This window comes from Paenibacillus massiliensis 2301065 = DSM 16942 (genome assembly GCF_000377505.1).
Classification (GTDB): domain Bacteria; phylum Bacillota; class Bacilli; order Paenibacillales; family Paenibacillaceae; genus Paenibacillus; species Paenibacillus massiliensis.
Window position 1 is genome coordinate 79,459 of the sequence record NZ_KB898199.1, and the last position, 24,327, is coordinate 103,785.

Below are 24,327 nucleotides of genomic sequence, written 5' to 3' on the forward strand. Positions count from 1 at the left end.
GGACAACACAGTCAAGAGGACAGGGATATTTCGGACAATACCGAAGCGATCTCGGTCCTTTTTCACTTCGATGTCTTATGTTTGCTGTCGGTTTGTGATACATTAGTATGAAACAACGTGACAGGGTGGAGTGAAGGCATGAGAGGGGATTTGAGAACAGCTTGGAACCGCGGTGCGCTAGTTGGGGATGGGGCTATGGGAACCTACTTGTACCAGCTTGGTGTGCCGGTAGGCAGCTCCTGTGAGGAATTGAACATCAGCTCACCAGAGGTTATAGCGGATGTTCATCGCCGCTATGTAGCAGCAGGTGCTCAGGTTCTGGAGAGCAACACCTTTTCAGCGAATCGATATAAGCTTGCCAGATATGGTCTGGAGAGCAGTGTGGTTGAGATTAACCGCGCAGGAATCCGATTGGCCCGCGAGGCGGCGGGACAGGAGAATTATGTGCTAGGTGCTGTAGGCTCAATTCGCGGCGCGAAACGCCCCGATATCACGAATCAGGAGCTACAGTATAACTATGAGCAGCAGATCGAGGCCATGCTCGCCGAGGGTGTGGATGGACTGCTCATGGAGACATTCTACGAGCTTGAGGAAATGAGAATTGCGCTTGCGAGCGCTCGTAAATATACCAATCTGCCAGTTGTGTGCCAATTCGGTGTAGATCAGATCGGTCGTACTACGGATGGCTACAGTATTCGTCAGGCTTTTTCCATCCTGAAGCAGGAGGGGGCCGATGTACTCGGCTTCAACTGTCATTCCGGACCCAAAGGTATCATGAGCGTTCTGGAGACGCTGGATGGACCACTGGAGATCCCGATGTCGGTCTATCCAAATGCAGGGTTGGCAGATTATGTGGACGGACAATATATCTACGGTGCTACACCTGAATATATGGCAGAATGTGCAATAACATTTGCAGAGCAGGGTGCACGCATGATCGGAGGCTGCTGCGGAACAACACCTGATCATATTCGCGCGGTGGCAGGCGCCCTTAAGAGCTACACGGCTCCGCTACTAGCAACAGAGCCGAAGCTGCTGACTATTACGGTGGATGAGCTCGCTCAGGTTGAGCCGGAATCAAACAAGGTCACGGATTCCGAGCAGGTCATTCCCCCAGGAGGGCCTTCGCTTGTTGAGCTGGTGAAGGAACGCCATACTGTAATCGTAGAGCTAGATCCACCGAGAGATCTGGATATTCGCAAATTCATGCTGGGAGCCAAGGCGCTGAAGGCAGCTGGAGTGGATGCTCTGACGATGGCAGATAACTCACTAGCTGTGACTCGAATGAGCAATATGGCGCTTGGTCAGCTTGTCCAGACGGAAGTAGGAGTACGTCCCCTGATCCACATCGCCTGTAGGGATCGTAACCTGATTGGTACGCAATCGCATATGATGGGCTTCGATGCCTTAGGCATTGACCATGTGCTTGCCGTTACGGGTGACCCTGCGCGCTTCGGTGATCTTCCGGGTTCAAGCTCCGTATATGACATGACTTCCTTTGAGATCATTCGTATGATCAAGCAGTTGAATGACGGCGTTGCCTTCTCAGGTAATCCTCTTAAGCAAAAGGCCAAATTTGTGGTCGGAGCAGCGTTTAATCCGAACGTAAAGCATTTGAATAAGGCTGTGCAGCGTCTTGAAAAGAAAATAACTGCAGGTGCGGATTACATTATGACACAGCCTGTCTATGACAGAGAGCTGATTGTCCAGATCAAAGAGGAGACGAAGCATCTGGAGGTGCCGATCTTCCTTGGCATTATGCCGCTGGCTAGTGGAAGGAATGCCGAATACTTGCACAATGAGGTACCAGGCATTCAATTGTCTGAGGAGGTCCGCCAGCGTATGTCAGGACTGGAGGGCAGCGAGGGTAGGGCGATGGGAGTTCAGATCGCCAAGGAGCTGCTGGACACCGCTCTGGAGCACTTTAACGGCATCTACTTCATGACACCATTTATGTTCTATGAAATGACTGCTGAGCTGACTGACTATGTATGGCAAAAAACAGGTGCCCGTCCGGCCCCCTTGTCTCGTCCATAATAATCAATTACAATAGAATAATGGATGTGATGCCGATGTCATTAAGTATGACCGGATACGGTCAAGCCGTCCTCAATTATGGAGGCTACAAGGTACGCTTCGAGGTCAAATCCGTCAATCATCGCTATTGCGAGGTGTCGTTGCGGATTCCGAAGGAATGGACCCGGTTTGAAGACGGCTTGAGAAAAGAGGTGCAACAGCACGTCAAGCGCGGAAGAATCGATGTATTCATTCAACGCGAGCGGGAAGAGGAACAGACACGGCCTGTTCGACTGAACCACGTGGCTGTTGAGGCCTATCTGCAGGCTTCCAGAGAGCTGGCCAGCCGCTACGGCATGGAAGGGCAACTTGGTATTAGCGATCTATTGGCTCTGCCGGATATATTCACTTCTGCTGAAGGTCAGGACGCAGAGCAGGATGATGCAGCCTGGAGCCAACTTCTGCTCGAGGGTCTCAGAGAGGCTTGTCTCGGGCTGGTGGCGATGCGACGCAGGGAAGGCGAGTATCTGGTACGTGACCTGCAGTCCCGTATTGCGCGTCTGGAGGGACTGCATGCCGAGATTGCCGAACTTTCTCTGACGGTGGTGGCGGACTACAGGATCAAGCTGCGGCAGAGGCTTGCAGAGCTGCAGGATGGTTCCTTTTCGCTGGATGAGCACAGATTAGGCATGGAGATTGCGTTATTTGCCGATCGCTGTAACATTGATGAAGAGCTGACCCGGCTGCAAAGCCATTTTGGTCAATGCAAGGGACTTCTGTCATCGGACGAGCCCGCTGGCCGTAAATTGGATTTCTTAATTCAAGAAATGAACAGGGAAGTGAACACCATCGGGTCCAAGGCGAATCATCTGGAATTGGTCACCCGGGTTGTGGAATTAAAGGCGGAGCTTGAGAAGATTCGTGAACAAGCTGCGAATATTGAGTAGCTTCCTGCAGGCTTGTCGGCTACAGTCACTTGTATAGGGGGAAAATCCGGATTATGGCTATTAAATTGATCAATATCGGCTTTGGTAACATTGTGTCGGCTAATCGCATCATCTCGATCGTAAGCCCGGAATCGGCGCCGATCAAGCGCATTATCCAGGAGGCCAGAGATCGGCATATGCTGATTGATGCGACTTATGGACGTCGTACCAGAGCGGTAATTATTACAGACAGTGACCATGTCATTTTGTCTGCGGTGCAGCCGGAGACGGTTGCCCATCGTTTATCCACCAAAGATGATGACAATGATGAATAAAATGGAGTGTAATATGGCTAAGGGACTATTGATTGTATTATCCGGCCCGTCAGGGGTTGGCAAAGGAACGGTAGGCAACGCACTTCGGAAGCGACTTCCGGAGCTGACGTATTCCGTATCGGCGACGACTCGCTCGCCACGCTTGGGTGAGGAGGACGGAGTCAACTATTTCTTCAAGACCCGCGAAGAGTTCGAGTCCATGATCTTGAATGGTCAGTTGCTTGAGCATGCTGAGTATGTTGGGAACTGTTATGGCACACCGCGTGCTTTCGTGGAAGAGACATTGAATCAGGGCAAGGATATCTTCTTGGAGATTGAAGTGCAGGGAGCCTTGCAGGTGAAGGAAAGCTTCCCTGAGGGGATATTTGTATTCCTGCTGCCACCATCGCTGGATGAGCTCAAGGACCGCATCCGTGGAAGAGGTACAGAGAACTCAGCGGTCATTGATCACCGCATGTCCGTAGCTGTGGATGAGATGAATCTGATCCGGCATTACGATTATGCTGTGGTAAATGACGAGATTGAATTGGCCTGCAAGCGGATTGAATCCATTATCACTGCCGAGCATTGCAAAGTACGTCTGTAACAAGCTGTAGCAAGCTGCAAATAGCAGCAAAATACTTTTAACCATGAAGAGGTGTACTATCATGTTGTATCCGTCCATTGATGAAATGATGAATAAAGTTGACAGTAAATACTCGCTGGTCGTAGCGGCTTCACGTCGTGCGCGTCTGCTGCGTGAGGGAGAGAAATCAGAGCTGAAGCAACCGAAATCCCACAAGTACGTGGGTGTGGCGCTTGAAGAGATCTACAATGATCATGTGCGGGTAGAGCGTACCGAGGACTAGAAGGCTTTTAAATACAGATAAAGAAATCGGCGTTCAGCCTACTTTTTTGACAACCGCAAGGTTGTTATTTTTTTCTGTCAGGGGGAATTGGTAATGATCAAGGGGAAAACCATTGTACTGGGTGTCACGGGGGGGATTGCGGCATATAAGGCAGCCATGCTATGCAGTAAATTAACCCAAAAGGGCGCGAGCGTACATGTCATTATGACTGACTCGGCCCGTCAGTTCATCACCGAGCTCACACTCCAATCGTTAACCCGAAATCCTGTCTATACAGATACGTTCGACGAGCGAAATGCTTCAGTCATATCCCACATCGACTTGGCTGATTCAGCAGATTTGGTGCTTGTGGCACCAGCTACGGCTAATACCATTGGCAAAATGGCACTTGGGCTCGCAGATGACATGCTGACGACGACATTACTTGCGACGACTGCTCCGATTATGGTAGCGCCGGCCATGAATGTCCATATGTATACACATCCTGCTGTCATGGAGAATATGCAGACGCTGGTAGAGCGTGGCGTCATGATGATTGAGCCTGGAGAAGGCCAGTTGGCCTGTGGTTATGTTGGCAAGGGTCGTCTGGAGGAGCCTGAGACCATTGTGCAGGTAGTGGAGCGTTTCTTCGAGCAACAACAGGGCATAGACTTGAAACAGAAGCCGCTGGAAGGTCGTAAGGTTGTCGTTACTGCCGGGGGGACGGTGGAGCGGATTGATCCGGTCCGATACATCACGAATGATTCATCTGGCAAAATGGGCTTCGCCATCGCCAGTGCCGCACGCCAGCTGGGAGCTGATGTGCATCTGATCGCTGCCCATACCACCGCGCCATTGCCTGTCGGGATCGTACCGGAGCGGGTCCAATCGGCCGATGAGATGCATCAGGCGGTTAAAAAGCAGTGGGATGACAGTGATATTGTTATTATGGCAGCGGCGGTTGCGGATTTTCGTCCGAAGGAGGCTGCTGCACACAAAATGAAAAAGCATGGAGATACCCTTGTTCTGGAGCTGGTCAAGACCGTTGATATTCTGGAGACCATGGGACAGAACAAGCAACATCAATATTTGATAGGCTTTGCGGCCGAGACGGAGCAGCTTGAGGAGAATGCACGCGGAAAGCTTGCTCGTAAAAATTGTGACCTTCTCGTTGCGAATGATGTGACGATGGAAGGGGCTGGCTTCGGAACGGATACCAATGCGGTGCAGATCTATGACAGGGATGGTCTGGTGGAGCAACTGACGCTCATGTCCAAACAGGAGATTGCCCGGCGTCTGTTACTTATTGCAGCGGAGCGGCTTCGATCGGAGTGAGTCAGATGAATATTGCTAAAGTCATCGTGGATGTTCCTGCGAAGGCCACTGACCGTGCCTTTGATTACTTAATCCCAGAGACACTGCGCACCTGGATTGAACCAGGCAGCAGAGTCGCTGTACCCTTTGGCAAGCGGACAGTTCAAGGCTTTGTAACATCTATTGAGCCGAAGCCGGAGCAGACCCGTTTCAAGCTGAAACCGATTCAGGAGCTGTTGGATCTTGTCCCCCCGCTATCCATGGATTTGCTGGAGCTTGGGGCCTGGATGAGTAAACGTTATGCCTGCAATCACATTGTAGCTTTACAAGCCATGATTCCGACTGCGTTAAAAGGTAAAGCGGAGCGTTATGTGACCTGGGCAGAGCCAGACTCAGACCCGGATGCCGAAGAAGCAGGTGTGCTGCTTGCAGATGATGGGATGAGTGATCCGGTTGAGCGCAACATTGTACATTTTGTACGCAACAAGGGCGAACTGACGCTGCAGCAGCTCAGTCGCCATTTTCCGAGTGAAGCCACAGTAATCAAGTCGCTGCTACGCAGGGGAGTCCTGCAGGAGAATCAGGTCATCAAGGATAAGGTAGGTAAGAAGACGCTGAAGGCTGTCAATCTTGCCGTGTCCCCGGGCGAAGCAGAACTTGCGCTGGACAGCTTTCCGAAGAAAGCGCAGAGACAGAAGGAGGTCTTGAGCTTCCTGCTGGAGCGTCGTGAGTTCCTGCCGCTGTCGCTCAAGGAGATTCTGACTTCGCTTAGCACCTCGGCTGCAACGGTTAAGGCACTGGAGAGCAAGGGACTTCTGCAGATTGAGGATGTTGAGGTGTTCCGTGACCCATACAAAGGTCGGCATTTCAAGCCCTCAAGTCCACTGCAACTGACTACAGAGCAACAAGCAGTCTATGACCGTGTGATACGACAACTTGAATCCTATGAACATGGTTCTTTTCTGCTGCATGGAGTGACAGGTAGTGGTAAGACTGAAATCTACCTGCAGAGCATTAGCCGCTGTATTGAACAAGGACGGCAAGCGATTGTGCTTGTACCTGAAATCTCATTGACTCCTCAGATGGTCGAGCGCTTCAAGGGAAGATTTGGTGATCAGGTGGCCGTCATGCACAGCCGTTTGTCTGGCGGGGAGCGTTATGATGAATGGCGTAAAATCAGAGAGGGACGTGTCAAGGTCGCCATCGGTGCACGCTCAGCTGTATTTGCTCCGTTCGACAGGCTTGGTCTCATTATTATGGATGAAGAGCACGAGGGCTCCTACAAGCAAGAGGAGACGCCTAAGTATCATGCGCGAGATGTAGCTGTGACACGTGCACATCAGCATGGAGCGGTTGTAATTCTGGGCTCGGCTACGCCAGCGCTGGAGAGCTACCATGCAGCCCGCTCCCAGAGCAATGACGAATTCGCTCCGCTTCTCTTGGAAATGAATCAGCGTGCGCTTGGCAATACGTTACCTGAGGTTCATATCGTGGATATGAGAGAGGAGCTACGTGCAGGCAATCGCTCCATGTTCAGCCGTTCCTTGCATCAGGGAATTGCCCAGCGTCTGGAACGGGGGGAGCAGACGGTACTGCTGTTGAATCGCCGTGGCTACTCTACGTTCGTGATGTGCCGCAGCTGTGGTTATGTGGCAGGCTGTCCTGAGTGTGACATCTCCCTCACCTATCATCAGCGCTCGCACAATCTGCGATGTCACTATTGTGGATATGCCGCTCAGGCTCCCGAGGTATGCCCGGACTGTGGCAGTGAGCATATCCGATATTTCGGGACAGGGACGCAGAGGGTGGAAGAGGAACTGGCCAAGCTATTCCCCGGGATTCGCGTCATTCGTATGGATGTGGATACTACCACGGAGAAGGGCTCCCATGAAAAGCTCCTGACGAGCTTCCGGGAGAAGAAGGCAGATGTCCTGCTCGGAACGCAGATGGTTGCCAAGGGGCTTGATTTCCCTGACGTCACCTTGGTAGGAGTAATCACTGCTGATTCTGCACTCAATTTGCCGGATTTCCGTGCAGCAGAGAAGACGTTTCAGCTGTTGACACAGGTGGCTGGCCGAGCAGGCAGACATCAGCTTCCTGGTGAGGTCTTTGTACAATCCTACACACCGGATCATTACTCCATCATTCATGCGAGCCGACACGATTATGCCTCCTTCATTCGTGATGAGCTGAAGCATCGTCGTAATCTGCATTATCCCCCTTACTGCCGGCTGATTCTTGTTACCTTCACGCATGAGCAGTTGCCTGTGCTTGTCCGTCTGGCGGAGAACTACACGGCACTGCTTCAGGAGAAGGCGCGGCGACTTGGTTGGTTCGGGAATATGGATCGTTTTACAGCTGATGTTATGGATATTTTGGGTCCCGTAGCTTCGCCCATACCGAGAATCAAGAATAGATACCGATTCCAATGTATGATAAAATGGCGTGGGACTATCGACGTCATCGAGTTGGCGCGCAGAACGGCTGATGAATTAGGAGAGGCCGCACAGGCACAACAGCTTCAGATCAGTCTTGATGTAGACCCACAAATGTTAATGTAGGCTCATGAGCTGCATATATATATGAATGAACAGAGATATTTTAAGTAAATTGCTGAGGATAGAGGAAGGTGTATTTAAGTTATGTCGATTAGAATGATTGTAAAAGAGCCTGATGATGTATTGCACAAGGTTGCCAAGGAAGTTACCAAGATTAACGGCAACGTTCAGAAGCTGCTGGATGATATGGCTGATACGATGTATGACGCCGAGGGAGTAGGACTGGCTGCGCCGCAGGTAGGTATCCTCAAAAGATTGATCGTCGTCGATGCCGGTGACGAGCATGGCCTTATCAAAATGATCAATCCGGTCATTATAGAGCAGGATGGAGAGCAATTTGGAGCTGAAGGCTGCCTGAGCATTCCAGGCTTCAACGGTGATGTGCGCCGTGCAGAGCAGGTGACGGTACAAGGGCTGGATCGTGAAGGAAGACCGATTACTGTGAAGGCGACAGGTCTTCTGTCCCGTGCCTTCCAGCATGAGATCGACCATCTGAATGGGGTACTGTTTACGGATATTGCTGAAAAAATATACGCGGTGTCTCCGGAGAAGCCGGGACCAAATAGCCGCAAATAGGGGTGATCCAGATGAAGAGTTCCACACGGATCGTCTTTATGGGGACTCCTGAGTTCGCAGTGCCTTCCTTGGAGGCACTGCTTGCTGAGGGCTACCAAGTGGTGGGTGTTGTAACCCAGCCGGATAAGCCGCAAGGACGCAAGCGGGTGTTGACTCCAACCCCGGTGAAGGAGGCGGCTCTTCGCCATGGTCTACCTGTCATGCAGCCTGTACGCTTGCGTAACCCGGAGGCTGTGGAGGAGCTGTCAGCATGGGAGCCGGATCTGATTGTTACGGCTGCCTATGGACAAATTCTGCCCAAATCTGTTCTGGACATGCCACGCCATGGCTGTCTAAATGTGCATGGCTCGCTTCTGCCACGCTATCGGGGCGGAGCACCGATCCAGCGTGCCATTATTCAAGGGGAAGAGGTAACGGGAGTCACCTTGATGTATATGGCGGAAGGGCTGGATACGGGAGATATGATTGCGAAGGTCGAGGTACCTATTTTGCTGGAGGATAACTCAGGTACGATATTCTCCAAGCTGAGCGAGGCAGGCGCCAAGCTGTTATTGGAGCAGCTTCCGTCGGTGCTAGAGGGAACCAACAGCCGCACTCCGCAAAACGATGCTGACGCAACATTTGCCCGCAATCTGACACGGGAAGACGAGCGAATCAACTGGAGTGACTCCTCGTTGGCTATATATAATCGCATTCGTGGTCTCGTTCCGTTCTCTGGTGCCTACACGATGTGGGATGAACAGGTGTTCAAGGTGTGGGCTGCTGCCCCGCCACAATCTTCACTTCATGGACAGGACGCTGATTCCAGCCTTTCACACACGTATACGGAATCGGATGCTCCTGGCAAGGTGCTGCAAGTGAATGAGCATGGGATTGAGGTGCGAACTGGAGATGGAAGTATCTGGTTGCGCGAGGTTCAGCCTGCGGGCAAGAAGGTTATGAATGCAGGCTCATTTGCTCGTGGTGGACAAATGAAGATGGGAACGGTCCTGTCATGAGCGGGGGCAACCGCAAGGCTCAAACAGAGCAAGGGAGCAAACCGCGCTCTGGGAACAAGCCTTCCTCGGGGAACCGACAGCAGACAGGAGGCAAGCAAACTTCTCGGCAACGCACAGCTCGTGAGGTGGCGCTGGACGTTCTGCTCGGAGTGGAGAACGAAGGGGCATACAGTAATCTGGAGTTGAACAACAGTTTGCAACAGGCTAATTTACAGCCGAACGACCGCGGTCTCGTTACAGAATTGGTGTATGGCACGATAGCTCGGCGCCTTACACTGGACTACCTGCTGGATCGTTTTGTACAGAAGGGGACGGCCAAGCTACAGGCTTGGGTCCGCTGTCTGCTACGCATGAGTGTCTATCAGCTAGTGTATCTGGACCGGATTCCATCTCATGCTGTCGTCAGTGAAGCTGTGAATATAGCCAAGCGTCGAGGACATCAGGGTATATCTGGCATGGTGAACGGCGTCTTGCGCAGTATGCTGCGTGAACCGGACAAGCTGCAGATTTCGGCGGATCTACCGACTGCCCGTCGTATTGCTCTGGAGCACTCGCATCCCGAATGGCTGGTCGAGCGCTGGATTACCCAGTATGGTGAGGCGGTCGCTGAACAGATCTGTCGTGCGAACAATGAGCCGCCTGTGGTCAGTGTCAGAGTCAATACGACGATGACATCGCGGGAGCGACTATTGGAGGAGATGAAGGCAGCGGGATTGGATGCTGTTCCCTCCGAGCTTAGCTCTTATGGGATTGTAGTCAGAAGCGGAGGCAATATGGCGCTTACATCCTGGTACCAGGACGGACTTCTTTCTGTGCAGGATGAGAGTTCTATGCTGGTAGCAGAGGCTGTAGCGCCGGAGCCTGACATGCATGTGCTCGATTGCTGTGCTGCACCTGGTGGGAAGACAGCGCATATGGCAGAGTTGATGAAGGATCGGGGCGCCATTATCGCCAATGATCTCCACCCACATAAGCGACAGCTTATTCAGGAGCAGGCGGAGCGGCTGGGTCTGGACAGCATTGAGGCAGTGACCGGGGATGCCCAGGAGCTTGGTGTACGATATGCCGGGTCCAGTTTCGACAGAATATTGCTCGATGCTCCCTGCTCAGGCTTTGGCGTTATTCGACGCAAGCCGGACCTGCGCTGGAGCAAATCCGAGCAGGACGTACAGGATATCGTCGCCTTACAGGCTGACTTGCTTCGGCAGACGAGCGTACTGCTGAGGCCGGGTGGAATTTTGGTGTACAGCACATGTACGATTGAACCGAACGAAAATGAGCGACAGATTCAACGATTCCTCCAAGAGCATCCGGACTTCAGGCTTATGCCTGATGACTCTTCCATCTGGAGCCATGTACCTGAAGCCCTGCGTAAGGAGGGCTCCCTGCAAATACTACCGCAACATTTTCGAAGTGACGGCTTCTACATAGCCCGTCTGCAACGAATGAAGTAGGCCATGGTCACCTGTGGAAGTTGAAACAGGCTGAGATGCTATTAAAGCAGACAAGCGTTTTCCCGTTAACTTGTGGGCTGCATTGCCGTGGAATTGTCTAGTAAGCCGTCGGCTATCTATAACCGGCGGCTTTTGTGCTGCTGGACCGGACATGACACGGAGAGACAAATGATGACAAGGATATCAAAAGAAACCTGGGATAACGGCGATCAGAATGTGGTTCTGTCGTCGGAGTGGCCAGTGTAAAGACTCTTTAGTTGAACCTATACAGCACGAAGGGCAGGTCTGGCCAAGGACATTCATGCCTTGTTCAGACCGGCTCGATTGAAAGCTTTTTACCGCTTCTTTCATTTGTGCTAAAATAGGAAGAATGAAAAATTAAACTGCACGGGTTGATTACAGTCAGACGGGCAGGAATTCAATGAATGGAAGAACAGGTGTGAATAACATATGACAAAACCTTTTATATATGATCTCTCCTATGAGGAGTTGCAGCAGTGGGTTGTGGACCAGGGAGAGTCGGCGTTTCGTGGAGGTCAGATTTACGACTGGCTATACGTCAAGCGTGTGAATGATTTTAATGAAATGACGAACCTATCCAAGGCACTGCGGGAGAAGCTTGAAGAGCAGTTCAGCTTTGTGACGCTCAAGGAGATAACAAGACTGGAGTCCAAGGACGGAACCGTTAAGTTCCTGTTCGGGCTGCATGATGATCATGCGATTGAGACGGTTATTATGAAGCACAATTACGGTAACAGCATCTGTGTCACCACACAGGTGGGCTGCCGGATCGGCTGTACATTCTGTGCGTCCACTCTGGGTGGATTGAAACGGAATCTGACCGCTGGCGAGATTGTGGCCCAGGTAGTCCAGGCACAGAAAATCCTGGATACCAGGGATGAGCGTGTCAGCAGCATTGTTATCATGGGTTCTGGCGAGCCATTCGAGAATTATGAAGCAACCATGACGTTCCTCAGAACGATGATTCATGAAAAAGGACTAAACATCGGGCAACGTCATATTACGGTGTCTACGAGCGGAATCGTACCGAATATCTACAAATTTGCAGATGAAGATACGCAGATTAATCTGGCGATCTCAATACATGCGCCGAATGATGCGCTACGCTCCAAGCTAATGCCAGTGAATCGTCGCTATCCGTTCCAGGACGTAATGGACTCACTCCGTTATTACCTGGCGAAGACAGGGCGGCGGATTACATTCGAGTATGCTTTGATCGGCGGCGTGAATGATCGAGAGGAGCATGCAGAGGAGCTTGCAGATGTGCTGAAGGATATGATGTGCCACGTGAATCTCATTCCTGTCAATCATGTACCTGAGCGCAAATACGTCCGTACCTCACGCAATGACATTTTCAAATTCCAGCGCAAGCTGGCAGAGAAGGGCATCAACGTGACCATCCGTCGCGAACAGGGCCACGATATTGCCGCGGCATGCGGCCAGCTTCGGGCTAAGCATATGGAGTTGGGGTGAAGTTCATTTGATTAAAACAGTTCATGTCAGCCATGTGGGACGCGTTCGTTCCGTTAATGAAGATTCAGCCTGGATCAGACATTTGGAGCAGGGCTACATTCTGGGTATCGTAGCTGATGGCATGGGAGGGCACCTTGCAGGTGATACGGCTAGTCGTCTCGCTGTTGAGACACTGGCTGCGGATCTGGCCACGCTGGAGACGGGCTTGTCGGAACAATCTTTGTCAGCTGCGCTCAGTGATGCCATTCTTCATGCGAATGAAGTGATCTATCAGACAGCTGCCAAAAATGATAAATATCACAACATGGGCACAACCGTAGTTGCCGTGCTGCTGAATGATACTAGAGGTGTCATAGGGCATATCGGGGACAGTCGTGCTTATATCATATCCGGTGGTCAGGTCCGGCAGATTACGGAAGACCATACACTAGTGAACGAATTGTTCAAAAATGGGCAAATTAGTAAAGAAGAGGCCGGGAGTCACCCGCGTCGTAATGTACTGACGCGTGCCCTGGGCACAGATGCAGAGGTCAAAGTTGACCTTGATGCAGTTAGCCTAGAGCAAGGTGATGTCTTGCTGCTGTGCAGCGATGGATTGAGTAACCTGGTGAACGAACAACAGATTGGCAAGGTGGTAGGAGCTGGTGATATTCCGCTGGAGGAACGTGCGGACCGGCTTCTTCATCTGGCATTGCTTGCGGGGGGCGACGATAATATTACGGTTGCATTGTTCGAGCAGCCGCGTCCCGAGGCATCTGCTGATGAAAAGGGGTATGAATGATGATCGGACATCTGTTGGGCGGAAGGTATGAGATCATTGAACGTGTCGGCGGCGGAGGCATGGCGCTTGTCTACAAGGCCCAGGATATACTGCTGAATCGCTATGTGGCTGTCAAGGTGCTCCGTCAGCAGTTTGTGCATGATGAAGAGTTCATTCGTCGTTTCCGCAGGGAAGCCCAGTCTGCTGCGTCCCTATCTCATCCTAATGTGGTCAGTATTTATGATGTTGGCCAGGAGGATGAGGTGCATTACATTGTAATGGAGTATGTAGAGGGGCAGAATTTGAATGAAATTATCAAAGAGCGTGCTCCGCTACAAGTGGATGAGGCTGTTCGAATCGCTTCGCAAATCTGTGATGCACTTGAGCATGCCCACCAAAGCCAGATTATTCACCGGGATATTAAGCCGCATAATATTCTTATTGGACGGAATGGACGTGTCAAGGTAACCGATTTTGGTATCGCTAGAGCAGTAACCTCTACGACCATTACACAGACAGGCTCTGTTGTCGGTTCAGTGCATTATTTTTCTCCTGAGCATGCAAAGGGCATTACGACTGGCGAGAAATCGGATTTGTACTCATTAGGTATTGTATTGTATCAAATGCTCACGGCCCAGCTGCCATTTTTGGGTGAAAGCCCGATCAGTGTGGCACTGAAGCATCTACAGGAGGAATTCGAGGAGCCGCGCCGTGTGAACCCGCTCATTCCTCAGAGTGTAGAGAACGTTATTCTGAAATCAATGCGTAAAAATCCGGATGAACGCTATCAGTCGGCTGATGAGATGCTAGCTGACCTGGAGACCTGTCTGCTGCCAGAGCGCAGGAACGAACCTAAAGCAGAGTTCTACGTGGAAGAGGACGTGGAGCAGACCCGAATTATCCCGGCAATCAAGCCGCATCAGCAGGGCATGTCCCAACGGAACGGTGGAGGACGGGATTCATTGCAGGAAATGAAAGAGGACACAGCACTTGAGCAGCCGAAGAAGAAGAAACGCTTGGCCTTTTGGGTCACGCTAACGCTTGTAGTACTTGCGCTCATGGCCGTGCTGGTCATCGTTGTTGATAAGGCATTTGAGGTCTCCGACGTCAAGGTGCCTAATCTGGTCACACAGACCGAGGAACAAGCGAGAGCGACTTTGGCCGCACAAGGCCTGGAGCTGGCAGATCCGGTTCTGCAGGAGTATAAGGAAGGGATTGAGCCCGGAATTATATTTAAGCAGAGCCAGCCCGAGGGGGCGCTAGTGAAGGAAGGCTCGCTTATCCAGGTGACTGTCGGTACGGAGAAGCCGCTCACGCCAATGCCTAGTGTAACCGGGCAATCTTATGACGATGCAGTCAGCTTGCTGGTATCCAAGGGGATAACCGAGGATCGTATCAAGCAAAAGCAGGTTTTTGACGACTCGGCAGATGAAGGAACCGTTACGGATCAGATTCCTGCAGCAAATGAGGAATTCAATCCGGATGAGGTACAGGTGACGCTGTCCGTAAGTAAAGGCTCTGAGACAATAGCCATGCCTGATCTTACGAACAAGTCCAGAGCTGAAGCGGAGAAGGAATTGAGTGATGCGAAGCTTAAGCTTGTCTCAGTGAAGGAAGAGACTAGCTATGAGATTGAGCAGGGCAAGGTTACGAAGCAATGGCCATTCGAACCAGGTGCGGACGTGGCCCCAGGCTCCGAGATTACCATCTATGTGAGTACAGGATACCCGCCAGAAGCGATCAAGGTGCCATTCCAGCTGCCATTAGTACCAGCAGAGGAAGGCAAGAATGCCAAGATCAAAGTGACTGTTACCGATGCCCGTGGCGATAATCAGGACTGGGGAACAAGAACCCTGAATACCACGCAGATTGTCACCGTCGATCTGCTGCTGCGTCCGAACAAGGATGCGGTCGTCTCTGTGACACGTGATGGCAAATTTGTAGATAACTATATCGTAACTTACGTTGATGCCAAGAATGGTACCGTTCAAATGCCACAAGTCGCTCCACCTGCAGGCACGGAGCCAGAGATACCGCCTGTAGAGGAAGAAGCAGATCCTGCAATTACTCCAGAGCAACCGGATGCTACGGGTGGGGAGAATGGTGGCGAGACGACTGATCCTTCAGCCATGAATAGCGGTAATGGAGCGAATAGCACAATCAAGCAGGCAAGCCAGCATGTGGGACGCGGGAATGGAAATGGCAACGGTAATGATAACGGAAATGGAAATGGTAATAATTAAAAGTATGACAAAAACGCAACACCAGCAACAACGATACTTGATAGGCTACAACATCGTTCAGGCAGGATTCTTCTAGATCCTGCCTGAGCCGACTGACTCAACAAAAGGAGGACATCCTGATATATGCCTGAAGGCCGGATTATTAAGGCGCTAAGCGGATATTATTATGCCGCTCCTGTGGATGAGCAAGGAGCTCTTCTACCGAACGAACCTGTGACTCAGTGCCGTGCGCGAGGAATTTTCAAGAAAAGAGGAGTCTCGCCGCTGGTGGGGGATCGCGTGATGTATTCTCATACCGAGAATGGGGAAGGGATGATCGATGAGATTCATCCGAGAAGCACAGAACTGATTCGTCCCCCTGTAGCCAATACGACGCTCGCTGTCTTGGTATTCTCGCTGCGTGAGCCTGACCTCAACCTCCCATTAATGGACAAGTTCCTGGTTCACATTGAGCATGCAGGGTTGGATACGATTATTTGTCTCACGAAGCGTGACTTGTTGGAGCAACAGGTACAGAATGACACTGCTCTAGATACGGTACGAGAGCTCTATGAGCAGATTGGATACCGGGTGCTGGTGACCAGTTCGATTACAGGAGAAGGTACACAGGAACTAAAAGCCATGCTGGCCGGAGAGATTAGTGTCTTTTCCGGGCAATCCGGTGTTGGTAAATCCTCCATGCTGAATGCACTTGTACCCGGGCTTGCTCTGGAGACGAGCGCAATTAGCAATAAGCTGGGCAGAGGACGGCATACGACCAGACATGTGGAGCTGATTCCGCTCGATCATGGTGGTCTGGTAGCCGATACACCTGGCTTCAGCCAGTTAGATTTTCTTGAGCTTGGCGTGGAGGAATTGTCTGTATGCTTCCGGGAGTTCTCAGAGCGGTCGGCGGATTGCAAGTTCCGAGCCTGTACACACATCCATGAACCGGATTGTAAGGTCCGAGATGCTGTTGAGAGCGGAGAGATTGCTCGCAGCCGATATAGCAGCTATGTGCAGTTCATGGAGGAAATGAAAGAGAAGAAGCGGAGGTACTGAAGTATGGTAAAGATCGCGCCATCGATTTTGTCAGCAGATTTTGCCCGACTGGGCAGTGAGGTAGCTGCGGCTGAGGCTGGAGGTGGAGACTGGATTCACGTGGACGTTATGGATGGTCATTTTGTGCCTAATATAACCTTGGGATCAGCCATTACGGCGGCGATCCGCCCGTATACCAATCTTCCGCTTGATGTTCATTTAATGATCGAGCAGCCAGAGCGCTATGTTACGGATTTCATCAAGGCTGGAGCTAATGTTGTGACGGTTCATGCAGAGGCCTGTACGCATCTGCATCGAGTGCTGCATATGATCAAGGAGCAGGGCGCATTGTGTGGAGTGGCTCTGAATCCAGGAACTTCCCCTTATGTCATTAAGGAAGTACTGAATGATGTGGATATGGTGCTGGTGATGACGGTTAATCCTGGCTTTGGAGGGCAATCCTTCATTCCAGGCACGCTCGGAAAAATCAGACAAATACGTTCCTGGCTTAACGAGCTGGGGCGTCCAGACGTACATATTGAAGTGGATGGCGGTATAGCCGAGTCCACCGCAGCTCTGGTAGCGGAGGCAGGCGCTGATGTTCTAGTGGCTGGCAGTGCTGTATTCGGACGAGAGGATCGTGCCGCTGCCATTGCTTCGATCCGCGCACATGCTGAGGGTCGAGTACTCTGATCTTTTGGTTGAAGGCATGCAAACAGGCCCTATTCTACCTTCTGTAGACAAGGGCTTGTTTGCTGTTCAACTCGTAGTGTGCTAAAATCATTGGCAGGGTTTTATTTAATAACCTTATCAATTTGCGGAGAGGAGCTGCCCAGGCATGAAGAAAAGAACACTACACTCGTTAGCTGTTGGCTATGGGTACTCTATTGCTGTCTTTTTCTAGAATTTTGACAATGGGATCAGTCTGTCCAATTACAGATGTATCTCAGGGCTATTAGAGAAGACAAGCAGGACAATCCAAATTGATGAGGTGGATGTATAATGAACAACACAACAATAACACGACGGAATCCAGAGGGTGCGCCAGCGCCTGTCGGCCAGTACACGCATATCACCCGCATTCCTAGAAATGCCGAGCTGTTCGTGACTTCAGGCCAAGTAGGAGTGGATTCACAGGGACAATTCCCTAAGTCCATGAATGAACAGATCAGCAATACGTTTCGCAACATTCAGATGGTGCTTGCATCTGAGCAGCTAACTGCCTCCGATGTCATCAAGGTGAATATATGGGCCGTTGACAAGATTGATTGGGAGCATTTATATGCTGAGTGGGGACGGCTATTCAGCGAGACCTTTCCGGCGATGACCATTGGCTACATATCGGAGCTAGGCTTGCCAGAGATCAAGATTGAGATCGAGATCTGGGCAGCCAAGGTATAAGCTGACAGGCAATACTGTCCGTTAGAAAGTCATAGGCCTGAAGACTGATGCATAGATATGGTTACATGAGGGTGTTCTCATGTAGCCTTTTTTTATGGGGCAACAACTTGCAATCGGGTGCATAGACTAGGATGAATGATGCATGAGGATGATGGGGAGGGTGAAGCATGAAGTTTTATACAATCAAGCTGCCGAAGTTCCTGGGAGGTTTTGTGAAGGCGATCCTGAATACATTTCAGAAAAACTGAAGGACATGCAAAGTGGCACATACAGGCATGTTCCCTGTACAGGCTGCAGATGCGGGCGGGCTGCCGAGAACGGGTGAACACACGGGATCATGCCTCATGTCCATTTGAGCTGATATCCCAAACTACTGCTGATCAGGGATATCCTCAAGGGAGACTGAATGACTCCAGTGATAGCCTGTGCTCTGCAGTATGTCTTTACCATATCAGGGAGCAGGGGGCGCTGGGGTCCATACTTTCTGATATAACCAAAAAAGCACCCGTTCATGACGAGGTGCCTTTTGCTTATACATATTAATTGTCTTATACGCGTGTTACTTTGCCAGCTTTCAGCGCGCGCGTGCTAACGAATACACGTTTTGGCTTACCGTTCACCAGGATGCGAACTTTTTGCACATTAACGCCCCAAGTACGGCGGTTACGGTTGTTAGCGTGAGAAACGTGGTTACCACTTCCAGGTTTCTTACCTGTCACATAACATTTACGAGACATAGATTCCACCTCCTATTCTAAAAATAACCCTTACAGAGGCCAGTTGCTTTTTATTCGTGAGTTGTATTACTCTCAACAAAACAATACTTGAATATCATATCATAGTTAAAAAACCTTCGTCAATATATCCAAAAACTTTATTTATTTCTATTGCACGTTATAGTACAATATTGAGTAGTCCATCATACTCCAGGTGACAAATTGACATATTAATAATGGAAAGCCTTACCGGCCTGGGCCAGGCATGACCCGGGCTATAGATGTTGGTCTTATTACATGTGCTGCCCACATGTCGGCGGCTTCATTTTGCTCTAAGTAATAATCAGATCGACGATACGGCCACTTGGTGTATACCTGAGGACGATATGCATAAAGCGAGGAAGGGGAATTCTCATTGAGTAAGCGTTCTTTGAATGGAACAGATTTTACCGCAATGGTGTTAGCCGGAGCGGAACAATTGCAACAGCATGCCGAGCACGTCAATTCCCTGAATGTATTCCCGGTGCCTGATGGTGATACGGGAACGAATATGAATCTGACAATGAATGCAGGCGTAACCGAGATCACGAAAGGAGATTCTGCATCGATTGGTGTGATGTCGGGGATTCTTTCCAAAGGCCTGCTGATGGGGGCTCGCGGAAATTCAGGGGTAATTCTGTCTCAGTTGTTTCGCGGGTTTAGCCGTTACGCTGCCCCATACGAGGAATTGAATACTCTGCAATTCGCAGCCGCCTTGCAAAGCGGTGTGGATGCTGCCTACAAGGCAGTGGTGAAGCCCGTAGAAGGAACCATTCTGACCGTTGCGAAGGAAGCTGCCAAGCATGCCGTATATTATGCCCGTCGGGCCAATGATATTCCGGAGCTCATGGCAGAGGTGCTGTCCAAGGCGAAGGAAGCGCTCGCCATGACACAGGAGATGCTGCCTGTACTCAAGCAGGTGGGTGTCGTTGATTCTGGTGGACAAGGGCTTGTATATATTTATGAAGGATTCATGCAGTATCTCTCCAGCGGAACGACAGCTACAGGACAGGTTCGCCATACGGCTGCATCGACAACGTCAGCTTCAGCGGTCTCGCCAGTAGCAGGCTCTGTACCGACATCGGTAGTGGCTCCATCCTATGATGCTCCATTATCCGCGCAAGCCAAGCTGGAGACAGAGCATATTGAGTTCCTGTACGATATGGAGTTCTTCATCAATCGCCATCTGGGCGAATCGAATGGACAGCCATTTGATGAGGAGAAATTCGAGAAAGCGTTATCAGTGAATGGTGATTCCATTATCGTCATTGCGGATGAGGATATTGTCAAGGTACATGTTCACTCCAAGGCTCCAGGAGAGGTCCTTAATTTGGCACTCCAATATGGGGAGATCACCCAGATTCGTATCCTGAACATGCGCGAGCAGCACCGTGAACTGCTAACAGCGGGTATGGACGTGGCTCCTGCGCCAGAATGGTTCGCCGAGATTCCGGCAGAGCCTGCCCGCACGGTGGAGCCTTCCGAATTGCCTGCTCATGAGCTGGCCCCGCATGGCTTCATTGCCGTATCGCCGGGTGAAGGCATTACGAACATTTTCCGGAGCATGGGCGTAGATGTAGTGCTGTCTGGAGGACAGACAATGAATCCGAGCACGGAGGACTTCGTGAATGCGGTCCGTTCCATCGCGGCGGAGTACATCTACATCCTGCCGAACAACTCTAATATTATTCTTGCTGCTGAGCAGGCACGTGAGCTATTGGAGGATGAGCGCCAGGTATTCGTTATTCCGAGCAAGACCATTCCGCAGGGAATTGCGGCTGCGTTTGCTTTCCAGGAGGAAGAGAGCTTCGGTGTAAATCTGGAAAATATGGCAGAGGCAGTTACCCGGGTGCAATCCGGGCAGGTGACATATGCAGTGCGTGACACGGTACTTGATGAGATGGAGATCAAGGCCGGACATTATATCGGGATTCACAATTCCAAGATTGTAGCTACCGAGGAGCAATTGATTCCTACCTGCCGTGAGCTGTTGTCCAAGATGCTCGGCAGTGTGGATGAAGCGGTGCTTGTGATGATGCTGACAGGCTCGGATAGCGACCCAGCCGAGACCGAGGAGCTCGTATCCTGGATTGAGCAAGAGTATCCGGGGATCGACATTGAAGTACATGATGGAGGTCAGCCGATCTACTCATACCTGTTCTCGGTAGAATCCTGATATCAATCTGATTGCAGAGAGGGGACGGACGGATGAGCCGGACATTTATCGTAACGGACAGCACGGCTGATATACCTGCAGACCTGGTTAAGCAGTGGGGAATTCATGTAGTGCCGCTCACAGTCATGTTCGGTGACCAAGCCTATCTCGATGGAGTGGAGATGTCTGCCGGACAGTTCTATGAACGACTCGTTCAAGCGGCAGAGCTGCCTACGACATCCCAGCCATCTCCTGCGGAGTTTCTCAAGGTCTATAGCGAAATTCTGGAGCAGCACCCTGATGCTCATATTGTGTCTATTCACCTATCTTCCGGGGTGAGTGGCACGTACCAATCCGCGAGGCTGGCCGTTACCATGTTGGAACGTGAAGAAGCTGTAACTACGGTAGACTCCAAATCCGCTTCCTTCGGCTATGGTGCCTTGGTTGTCCAGGCAGCCAAGCTGGCTTCAAATGGAGCGGACAAAGATGCTATTCTGCGTGAGCTGGAGCGGATGGGAGAGCAAAGACGTTTGTTTTTCCTCGTAGATACGCTGCAGTATCTCCAGAAGGGCGGCCGGATCGGCAAAGCCGCTGCTATGATCGGCACATTGTTGAACATCAAGCCCATTCTGTCCATCGACCAGGAAGGGATCATCTACTCGATGGAGAAGGCGAGAGGACAGAGAAAAGCGATGTTGCGTATTGTCGAGATGCTAGAAGCTGATTTGCAGGGACAAAAAATTAATGTGGCTGTAGGCCATACCGCGAATCAAGCCTCTACCGATACCCTGCTTCAGCTATTGCGTGAGCGTTTTGCTGTGGAAGAGGTGCAGTACAGTGAGATTGGTGCTGTCATTGGCACCCATGTGGGTCCTGGTACACTTGCTGTCTACGCGTGGCCTGCAGGAGATGAGGTCTGAGGTATGCTGAATCTGGATCAAATACGTACGAAACAAATCCACGGCGTGAGTGCTCTTAAGGAAGAGGAGCTTCACGCCTTTGGCATCTCCAATATCAAGGAGCTGCTGGAATATTATCCTTACCGATATGATGACTATCGGTTAGGTTCATTAACCGAGGCCAAGGATCAGGAGAAAGTCACGGTACAGGCCAAGATTATAGGGATTCCTGTGTTGCAGCGCTATGGACGCAAATCCCGTCTCACATGCAAGCTGATGGCAGAGGACTGGATGTTCAGTGCTACCTGGTTCAACCGCCATTTTCTGAAGGAGCAGCTGACGGCGGGGCGGGAGATTGTTGTAACCGGAAAGTGGGATATGAAGCGAATGCAGCTCACGGTATCAGACTCTGAATTCCCTGATCAAGGCACGTCTCGTTCAGGCACGCTTCAGCCTGTTTATTCGGTAGGGGGCAAGATTACTCAATCCTGGATGCGAAAGATGATGAATCAGGCTTTGGAGCAGTACGGAGAGATGATCCCTGAAATTTTGCCACAGCAGCTCATGACGAAGTATGCGCTCATGCCACGCAAGCAGGCTATTGCGTCCATTCATCGCCCTCAGGATAACCAGGAAGGGCAGGATGCGCGGCGCCGGATGGTGTATGAGGAGCTATTTCTCTTCCAGATGAAGATGCAGGCCTTCCGGGCGCTCAATCGTGGCCGTGCAGACGGTGTGGTACATACGGCGGATAATGCGACGATTCGCAGCTTCGTACGCAGTCTGCCCTTTGAGCTGACGGATGCGCAGAAGCGGGTAGAGCTGGAGATTCTGGCGGATCTGCGCTCGCCCTACAGCATGAACCGGTTGCTGCAGGGGGATGTTGGCTCAGGGAAGACAGTTATCGCAGCGATTGCGCTGTATGCCTCCGTTCGTTCCGGCTTTCAGGGTGCACTGATGGTGCCGACGGAAATTTTGGCTGAGCAGCATATGCGCTCACTACAGAAGATGTACGAGCCGTTCGGAGTAACCGTAGCATTGCTGACAGGCAGTGTGAATGGGCGTAAGCGCAAGGACCTGCTGGGTTCCCTGCAAATGGGTCTTACGGACATTATCGTCGGTACGCATGCGCTGATTCAGGAGGACGTCTACTTCCGCCAGCTTGGTCTTGTGGTCACGGATGAGCAGCATCGCTTTGGTGTGAATCAGCGCAGTATATTACGCCGCAAGGGCTACAATCCGGATGTGCTCACCATGACGGCCACACCGATTCCGCGTACGCTGGCTATTACGGCCTTCGGGGATATGGATGTATCGACGATTTCCGAGCGGCCCAAGGGACGGATTCCAATCTCCACCTACTGGGTGAAGCACAATATGATGGATCGGGTCCTTGGCTTCATCTCGCGTGAGATTGATCAAGGGCGACAGGCTTATTTCATTTGCCCATTAATTGAGGAATCGGATAAGCTGGATGTTCAAAATGCTATCGACCTGCATATTCAGATGCAGCAGGCCTTCCCATCCTATCGTGTAGGCTTGCTGCATGGACGGATGAGCGCTGCGGAGAAGGAAGAGGTCATGCGGGCCTTTTACGCGAATGAAATCCAGCTACTCGTATCTACCACCGTAGTTGAGGTAGGCGTGGATGTGCCTAATGCGACCCTGATGATCATTATGGATGCGGAGCGCTTTGGGCTCTCTCAGCTGCATCAGCTGCGTGGACGTGTCGGGCGTGGAGCGCATAGCTCCTATTGTGTGCTCATTGCCGATCCCAAGTCGGAGGTAGGTCAGGAACGGATGAAGGTGATGACCGAGACGGATGACGGCTTTGAGGTGGCCCGGCGGGATCTGGAGCTGCGTGGGCCTGGAGATTTCTTCGGGACCAAGCAGAGCGGTCTGCCAGAATTTCGTATAGCGGATATGGTAGCTGATTTCGAGATCCTGGAGGGTGCACGTGAGGATGCAGTTCAATTGATAGAGGACAAGGATTTCTGGACCTCCTCCTCCTATGCTCCCTTGCGGGATTATTTGCAGCAGGAGCAGATTTTTCAGGGAGATGTTATGGATTAGGCAAATTCACGTTCTTCCCGTCATATATTGAGGATGATTGAATTTTGACGGGAGGCGTGGACAGAGTGAGCTATCAACAATATGGCATCAGCCCGCAGCTGGTAGAGCGGGTGAAGACGAAGATGAAGAATTCAGCCGTGAAGGAACGGATCAAGAAGCTGATGGACGGGGTCACGAAGGCCGATCTCCAGAATCGACCCACAGTACATCGACTGGTGAAGAGCTCTGCAGTCATTCTGCATGAGAAGCTGACACCAGCCCAAGAGGAGCAGCTTGTCTCTTTTGTCATTGGGCAGCGGATTGATCCGAACAACACCTTTCATCTGATTAAGCTGTGGGGGATGTTTCGATAAGTGTAATGGTAAGCGCTAATGAATCGCCCACAAAAAAAGATACTCTAAGGCAATCAAGCCTGCTAGAGTATCTTTTTTTTGTACCAAGAATGCATGATTCTCTTGGGATTATAGCCATTCTCATATCTGATTCTTTTTGTACCTTCATGGCTTGGCAGCATGTCAATCCT

The 24,327-nt window shown here is 51.2% G+C and carries 22 protein-coding genes; 21 read left to right on the plus strand and 1 reads right to left on the minus strand.

Annotated features, from left to right (window positions below):
* Positions 1-138: 138 nt before the first annotated feature.
* The 17 genes from D328_RS0123720 to spoVM all read left to right on the plus strand — a co-directional run bounded on the left by D328_RS0123720 (position 139) and on the right by spoVM (position 18,170).
* Positions 139-2,037 (plus strand): bifunctional homocysteine S-methyltransferase/methylenetetrahydrofolate reductase, encoded by a 1,899-nt coding sequence (locus D328_RS0123720; RefSeq protein WP_018887545.1) that lies wholly within the window; start codon positions 139-141, stop codon positions 2,035-2,037.
* 35 nt (positions 2,038-2,072) lie between these two features.
* Entirely contained in the window at positions 2,073-2,963 is an 891-nt protein-coding gene (locus tag D328_RS0123725; protein WP_018887546.1) for a YicC/YloC family endoribonuclease, read from the plus strand.
* A gap of 53 nt (positions 2,964-3,016) precedes the next feature.
* Complete coding sequence (gene remA, locus D328_RS0123730) at positions 3,017-3,277, plus strand: extracellular matrix/biofilm regulator RemA (protein WP_005548256.1); 261 nt, start codon at positions 3,017-3,019, stop codon at positions 3,275-3,277.
* 13 nt (positions 3,278-3,290) lie between these two features.
* Positions 3,291-3,863, plus strand: coding sequence for a guanylate kinase (gene gmk, locus D328_RS0123735; RefSeq protein ID WP_018887547.1), 573 nt, complete (start codon positions 3,291-3,293; stop codon positions 3,861-3,863).
* Positions 3,864-3,924: 61 nt separating this feature from the next.
* Entirely contained in the window at positions 3,925-4,125 is a 201-nt protein-coding gene (rpoZ, locus tag D328_RS0123740) for a DNA-directed RNA polymerase subunit omega (protein ID WP_018887548.1), read from the plus strand.
* A 93-nt stretch (positions 4,126-4,218) separates the two neighbouring features.
* Complete coding sequence (coaBC, locus tag D328_RS0123745; protein WP_018887549.1) at positions 4,219-5,439, plus strand: bifunctional phosphopantothenoylcysteine decarboxylase/phosphopantothenate--cysteine ligase CoaBC; 1,221 nt, start codon at positions 4,219-4,221, stop codon at positions 5,437-5,439.
* Between the two features lie 5 nt (positions 5,440-5,444).
* On the plus strand, positions 5,445-7,979 hold the full coding sequence (gene priA / locus D328_RS0123750) for a primosomal protein N' (protein ID WP_018887550.1): 2,535 nt from the start codon (positions 5,445-5,447) through the stop codon (positions 7,977-7,979).
* Between the two features lie 81 nt (positions 7,980-8,060).
* The gene (gene def, locus D328_RS0123755) at positions 8,061-8,552 is read left to right on the plus strand and encodes a peptide deformylase (RefSeq protein ID WP_018887551.1); all 492 of its coding nucleotides are present in this window, start codon (positions 8,061-8,063) and stop codon (positions 8,550-8,552) included.
* Positions 8,553-8,563: 11 nt separating this feature from the next.
* Positions 8,564-9,550, plus strand: coding sequence for a methionyl-tRNA formyltransferase (gene fmt, locus D328_RS0123760; RefSeq protein ID WP_018887552.1), 987 nt, complete (start codon positions 8,564-8,566; stop codon positions 9,548-9,550).
* Positions 9,547-11,004 (plus strand): 16S rRNA (cytosine(967)-C(5))-methyltransferase RsmB, encoded by a 1,458-nt coding sequence (gene rsmB, locus D328_RS0123765; protein WP_018887553.1) that lies wholly within the window; start codon positions 9,547-9,549, stop codon positions 11,002-11,004. Before fmt ends, rsmB begins: the two co-directional genes overlap by 4 nt.
* 450 nt (positions 11,005-11,454) lie before the next feature.
* The gene (gene rlmN / locus D328_RS0123770; protein WP_018887554.1) at positions 11,455-12,498 is read left to right on the plus strand and encodes a 23S rRNA (adenine(2503)-C(2))-methyltransferase RlmN; all 1,044 of its coding nucleotides are present in this window, start codon (positions 11,455-11,457) and stop codon (positions 12,496-12,498) included.
* A gap of 7 nt (positions 12,499-12,505) precedes the next feature.
* On the plus strand, positions 12,506-13,279 hold the full coding sequence (locus D328_RS0123775; RefSeq protein WP_018887555.1) for a Stp1/IreP family PP2C-type Ser/Thr phosphatase: 774 nt from the start codon (positions 12,506-12,508) through the stop codon (positions 13,277-13,279).
* On the plus strand, positions 13,279-15,501 hold the full coding sequence (gene pknB, locus D328_RS0123780) for a Stk1 family PASTA domain-containing Ser/Thr kinase (RefSeq protein WP_018887556.1): 2,223 nt from the start codon (positions 13,279-13,281) through the stop codon (positions 15,499-15,501). Before D328_RS0123775 ends, pknB begins: the two co-directional genes overlap by 1 nt.
* 123 nt (positions 15,502-15,624) lie before the next feature.
* Positions 15,625-16,542, plus strand: a complete 918-nt coding sequence (gene rsgA, locus D328_RS0123785) for a ribosome small subunit-dependent GTPase A (protein ID WP_018887557.1) — start codon at positions 15,625-15,627, stop codon at positions 16,540-16,542.
* A gap of 3 nt (positions 16,543-16,545) precedes the next feature.
* Positions 16,546-17,214: a ribulose-phosphate 3-epimerase gene (gene rpe / locus D328_RS0123790; RefSeq protein WP_018887558.1), complete on the plus strand. Its 669-nt coding sequence runs from the start codon at positions 16,546-16,548 to the stop codon at positions 17,212-17,214.
* A gap of 309 nt (positions 17,215-17,523) precedes the next feature.
* Complete coding sequence (locus tag D328_RS0123795; protein ID WP_018887559.1) at positions 17,524-17,922, plus strand: RidA family protein; 399 nt, start codon at positions 17,524-17,526, stop codon at positions 17,920-17,922.
* Positions 17,923-18,089: 167 nt separating this feature from the next.
* Positions 18,090-18,170: a stage V sporulation protein SpoVM gene (spoVM, locus tag D328_RS29680; RefSeq protein WP_010345573.1), complete on the plus strand. Its 81-nt coding sequence runs from the start codon at positions 18,090-18,092 to the stop codon at positions 18,168-18,170.
* Positions 18,171-18,470: 300 nt separating this feature from the next.
* On the opposite strand, the gene rpmB is transcribed toward spoVM, so the two are convergent.
* On the minus strand, positions 18,471-18,659 hold the full coding sequence (gene rpmB / locus D328_RS0123805) for a 50S ribosomal protein L28 (RefSeq protein WP_018887560.1): 189 nt from the start codon (positions 18,657-18,659) through the stop codon (positions 18,471-18,473).
* 394 nt (positions 18,660-19,053) lie between these two features.
* Between rpmB and D328_RS0123810 the strand changes: the two genes are divergently transcribed.
* The 4 genes from D328_RS0123810 to D328_RS0123825 all read left to right on the plus strand — a co-directional run bounded on the left by D328_RS0123810 (position 19,054) and on the right by D328_RS0123825 (position 24,157).
* A complete protein-coding gene (locus D328_RS0123810; protein WP_018887561.1) occupies positions 19,054-20,853 on the plus strand; it encodes a DAK2 domain-containing protein in 1,800 nt (599 codons plus the stop codon).
* Positions 20,854-20,885: 32 nt separating this feature from the next.
* Complete coding sequence (locus D328_RS0123815) at positions 20,886-21,752, plus strand: DegV family protein (protein ID WP_018887562.1); 867 nt, start codon at positions 20,886-20,888, stop codon at positions 21,750-21,752.
* Positions 21,753-21,755: 3 nt separating this feature from the next.
* On the plus strand, positions 21,756-23,804 hold the full coding sequence (gene recG, locus D328_RS0123820; protein ID WP_018887563.1) for an ATP-dependent DNA helicase RecG: 2,049 nt from the start codon (positions 21,756-21,758) through the stop codon (positions 23,802-23,804).
* A gap of 65 nt (positions 23,805-23,869) precedes the next feature.
* Positions 23,870-24,157 carry a stage VI sporulation protein F gene (locus D328_RS0123825; RefSeq protein WP_018887564.1) on the plus strand — a complete coding sequence of 96 codons (288 nt, stop codon included), beginning with the start codon at positions 23,870-23,872 and terminating at the stop codon, positions 24,155-24,157.
* Positions 24,158-24,327: the final 170 nt, after the last annotated feature.